Below are 4,358 nucleotides of genomic sequence, written 5' to 3' on the forward strand. Positions count from 1 at the left end.
TGCTCAATATCCTGTTTGAGCTCAACTATTTGCTGCGGATTTTTATTGCTGCTCGGTATAGTATTACTCATTAGCGAATCATCAAAAGAAACAGAGACCCGTTTTGTTTTTTTCCTCAGGTGGTCAACCACCTGGTTATGAGCAATACGAAACAACCAGGCGATGAAAGGCGCACCCTTCCAATGAAACGAAGCGATGGACTTCAGGGCTTTTAGAAACACCTGCTGGGTCACGTCCTCCGCCTCCGTTTTATCTCCTATCCTGAGCGCCACATAACGGTAAATCCGGTCAAAGTTTTCCTCATATAACTGGGCAAAAGCCTTCTGGTCTCCCTGTTTAGCTCTCTGGACGAGTCTCTCTTCATCCTCTGGCACTGACAACCCCCGGTAGCCAACCCTTATTTTATTTGGCGTTTACGCCCTGGGCTGGTCGTAAACCACGGTGTTCCCTGTGCCAATTATTATAACGAAGCAAAGCGTAAAAAGATAGCATTAACAGACCTTGTTGATACTAAAACAGAATGTGTTAAAATAGGATAAGGCTATTTACCGGTTGCCGGGGAGGAATGGAAAATTGTCTTATCATGTGCGCTCGATGCGCAAGGAAGACGTTGCCCAGGTCGGTGAGATTGACCGGGAAGCCTTTTCCAGCCAATGGCCGCCACCTGACTATCACCATGAACTGCGCAACCAGGTGGCCCACTACATCGTGGCAATTGACGGAGATAAACCCGGCGACGTTATTCAAAACGGGACTGCTGCAAAGCACAACTCCGCCGGTCTGTTCTCCCGATTGCGGAGGTTGTTTAACCACCACCCGCATAATAATGAACTTAATCTGGCCAGTGAGCACGTTACCGGTTTTGTCGGATTCTGGGCAATCACTGATGAAGCTCACATCACCGGTATCGCAGTGCGGGAAGCGTACCGCCGGCGGGGAATTGGAGAGCTATTAATGATATCCACAATCAACCTGGCCACCGAGCTGGAGGCACGCACACTTACCCTGGAGGTCCGCGCCTCCAACACTGCCGCCCAGGCTCTTTACACCAAATATGGCTTCAAACAGGTCGGGGTACGCCGCGGTTACTACGTTGATAATAAAGAAGACGGCTTATTGATGTCCACGCAGGACATTACGACAACCGCCTACCGGAAACACTTCCATCAGCTCAGACAAGAGCATTCCCGCAAATACGGGGCAGTCCTCTATCAAATTATTCGCTAACCCCTCCCCAGCCAATCATCCATTATATTGGGAGGCCTCGCTGCCGGTTCTTTGGTCCCGACATTTGCCAGTGACCATTCTTCAAGCCCCTGCCGGCTCCTGGACAGTAACTCTTTTAGCTTATCCGGACTAATGGTGGCCATATAGTTGACCGACTTATGTTTTTTGGCTGCCGCTATCTGCTGGTTAAGTTCTCCTATCAACGTATAAGAGTCAGACAGGTTAGCCTGTAAGGATTTATTCAGAAAATCGACCCTCCCCTGATGCCTCTGCCAGTTCACCGTCTCAAACTTCTTGAGTTTAGTACGGGCATTAAAGCTTTCCGCCATTGCCAGATTTAACCTTACCTCAGACAGTAGACCATGAACAATGTCCTGAGGCACCATGCGCGGTCTAAGCCCCCGTCTCAGAAATATCTGCAAGAATATTAACGCGATAACCAGGAGGATAATCGGAGCGTTTTCCCCGATATTACCAAAATCCATAAGCCCCTCCTCATCTACTGCTGGATAAAATTAAAGCATACTAATAACATTATGTCCAGGAATAACAGGACTCATAAGGGATCTTTATTAATCACTAAATACCTGTTTATCATAGCTATGGGCATTGGGGGTTGTCAATTCCGGCAGAAGAGAGGCCAGCTATTCCAGCCCGCTTTTTTGCACCAGTAAACATATGTTCCGGGAGAAGAACTTCAGCGGAAAGCGGTAAGAGCTCTCCGGAAAAGACTTGAGCACGCTAAAACCGGCTTTCCTCACCAGCCCCTCCAGTTCAGGGTATGAAAAGAGGTAATAATAGCGACCCAGGACTTCATCTCTCGTCCGCCAGGGCACAGAGACCTCCTTCCCCATGAACCAGAACCGGGGTTGCCACCGATTCCAGACCGTGATAAAGGCTTCACCTCCCGGCTTTAGCACTCTCCACAGTTCATCCAAAGCCCTCTGCTGCGCTTCTTTACCTCTGATATGATGGTAGGTAGCTACCGATATTGCCCAATCAAAGGCTCCGTCACGATAGGGCAGGTAGGCAGCATCAGCTACCGAGAGATTGACGTCAAAGCCAAACTTCCGGGAGTATTTCCGGGCAAAGCCGAGCATCCGGGGAGAAAAGTCCACACCGTATAAAGTAAAGTTTTGCCGGAAGGGCAGGAAATCGGGGCCATGGGCGCAGCCGATATTGAGCAGACTGCCCCGCCGCCACCGCTGCTCCAGTTCCTCCAGCTCAGTGCGGAATATAGACCAGTGCCTGAAATTGTACCAGCCCGGCGCTATCCGATCAAATACGTCACTCTTCGTCCGGTCCTCACCAGTACCCCTGGAATCCCGAAGCGTCATCATGGTGCTTTCCAAGAAAATACTAAATCCTGATTACCACATTGAATATACTTGTGTCGTCGCATGTAGTAAACTAATACTTAGCTGCAAAAATAGCATTACAAATAACTCCGTTCGCCCTGAGCTTGTCGAAGGGCGCGCCGGTGGTTCGACAGGCTCACCACGAACGGCGCGCTTAAGACCACTTAATTATGAAAGTTGGTACTAATTACACTTTGCAGTATACAATGAGGAAATTCACCAGAACAATATCAGGGGTAACCCCGGTGGCGGTAATGACCCAGCCGATGGCGTGTCCGGGACAATGCGTCTACTGCCCCACCTACACAGCCATACCACGCAGCTATACCCCGGAATCGCCGGCGGTGCTGCGCGCCCGGCAGTGCGACTATGATGCCGCCAGTCAGGTCAGAATGAGATTGCGCATCCTGTCTGATATGGGACACCCCACGGACAAGGTCGAGCTAATCATCATGGGCGGGACTTTCCTGGCTTACCCCGAAGATTACCAGTACCGCTTTATCAAGGGCTGCTATGACGCCCTGAATGACCGGGAATCGGCCACTCTGGAAGAAGCCAAGCTACTTAACGAGACCGCCAGCCACCGCTGCACCGGGCTATGCCTGGAGACCAGACCTGACTGGTGCCGGCAGGAAGAGATAGAGAGGATGCTCGATTTCGGCGCTACGAGGGTGGAGCTAGGGGTGCAAATGCTGGATGATGAAATCTACGGGCTGGTAAAAAGAGGGCACCGGGTAGCGGACGTGGTCAAAGCCAGCCGTCTGCTGCGGGAACACGGCTTTAAGGTACACTACCACTGGATGCCGGGACTGCCCGGCTCCACGCCGGAGAAAGACCTGGAGCTTTCCCGGCAGCTATTCAGTGACGCCCGCTTCAGGCCGGACGGCTTGAAGCTATATCCCACGATGGTAGTGGCGGGCACCGAACTGGAGAAATGGTACCAGGATGGGAGCTACCAGCCGTATCCCGCCAGCGTGATGACCGACCTGGTGGCTGATATCAAATCTATCGTGCCCGGGTATGTCCGGATATCACGCGTGCTGCGTGATATCCCCTCCAAATTCATTGTCGGCGGTCTTAAGGATTCCCTGCGGGACGTGGTCAAGCACAGAATGAGGGAACTGGGCACCGGCTGCCGGTGCATCCGGTGCCGGGAATACGGCCACCGCGTACAGGACGGGTGGGAAACAGGGGAACCCCGGATGGTCAGAATAGACTACGAAGCCTCTGAAGGTAAAGAAATCTTCCTGTCCCTGGAGGATGAGCGGGAAACGCTCTTCGGTCTGTTACGGATGAGAGTCCAGTCCAGACCCGTCGCCAGACTGGGACAGCTTGATGGCAGCCTGGCTCTTATCAGGGAGCTGCACGTCTACGGCGCCGAGGTCCCTCTGAACCGGCAGAACCCGGCCGCCGCCCAGCACAAGGGCACCGGCAAGGCGCTGGTAGCTGAAGCGGAGAGGATTGCCCGCGCTGAATTTCAAGCCCGGCAGATGGCGGTCTTGAGCGGCACCGGCGCCCGGGAATACTACCGCACCGAGTTCGGTTATCGCTCACAGGCTGATTACATGGTCAAGCGCCTGTAGCGCAAATTTCTTCCGTCTTAACCAAAGGTATCATATAAAGTAACTAATGTAGTGTCTCAGAGATACCTTTACAATACACTTCATATTGTCATTCCCGCGAAAGCGGGAATCCAGCATCATCACCCCACCTGGATTCCGTATCAAGTACGGAATGACATTGTTAAGTTATTAGTGAGACACTACACTAAAG

General features: G+C 52.2%; 5 protein-coding genes. 2 read left to right on the forward strand and 3 right to left on the reverse strand.

Going from position 1 to position 4,358, the window contains the following annotated elements; all coding sequences use genetic code 11:
- Positions 1-374, reverse strand: a 374-nt coding sequence (locus Q8Q07_06240) for a sigma-70 family RNA polymerase sigma factor (protein ID MDP3879884.1), incomplete at its 3' end; no start/stop codon positions are given.
- A gap of 199 nt (positions 375-573) precedes the next feature.
- Between Q8Q07_06240 and rimI the strand changes: the two genes are divergently transcribed.
- Positions 574-1,227, forward strand: coding sequence for a ribosomal protein S18-alanine N-acetyltransferase (rimI, locus tag Q8Q07_06245; GenBank protein ID MDP3879885.1), 654 nt, complete (start codon positions 574-576; stop codon positions 1,225-1,227).
- Here rimI and Q8Q07_06250 read toward each other — a convergent pair.
- On the reverse strand, positions 1,224-1,712 hold the full coding sequence (locus tag Q8Q07_06250) for a hypothetical protein (protein MDP3879886.1): 489 nt from the start codon (positions 1,710-1,712) through the stop codon (positions 1,224-1,226). The genes rimI and Q8Q07_06250 overlap by 4 nt on opposite strands.
- Positions 1,713-1,871: 159 nt before the next feature.
- Complete coding sequence (locus Q8Q07_06255) at positions 1,872-2,567, reverse strand: class I SAM-dependent methyltransferase (GenBank protein MDP3879887.1); 696 nt, start codon at positions 2,565-2,567, stop codon at positions 1,872-1,874.
- 224 nt (positions 2,568-2,791) lie between these two features.
- On the opposite strand from Q8Q07_06255, the gene Q8Q07_06260 reads away from it, so the two are divergent.
- Complete coding sequence (locus Q8Q07_06260; protein MDP3879888.1) at positions 2,792-4,168, forward strand: tRNA uridine(34) 5-carboxymethylaminomethyl modification radical SAM/GNAT enzyme Elp3; 1,377 nt, start codon at positions 2,792-2,794, stop codon at positions 4,166-4,168.
- The last annotated feature ends 190 nt before the right edge of the window (positions 4,169-4,358 follow it).

The organism is Dehalococcoidales bacterium (assembly GCA_030698765.1).
Taxonomy (GTDB): domain Bacteria; phylum Chloroflexota; class Dehalococcoidia; order Dehalococcoidales; family UBA2162; genus JAUYMF01.

What these genes read in the sequence shown, in the direction of transcription:
- Q8Q07_06250 (MDP3879886.1), bottom strand. Translation starts at nt 1,712, where the DNA reads ATGGATTTTGGTAATATCGGGGAAAACGCTCCGATTATCCTCCTGGTT.
- Q8Q07_06255 (MDP3879887.1), bottom strand. Translation starts at nt 2,567, where the DNA reads ATGATGACGCTTCGGGATTCCAGGGGTACTGGTGAGGACCGGACGAAG.
- Q8Q07_06260 (MDP3879888.1), top strand. Translation starts at nt 2,792, where the DNA reads ATGAGGAAATTCACCAGAACAATATCAGGGGTAACCCCGGTGGCGGTA.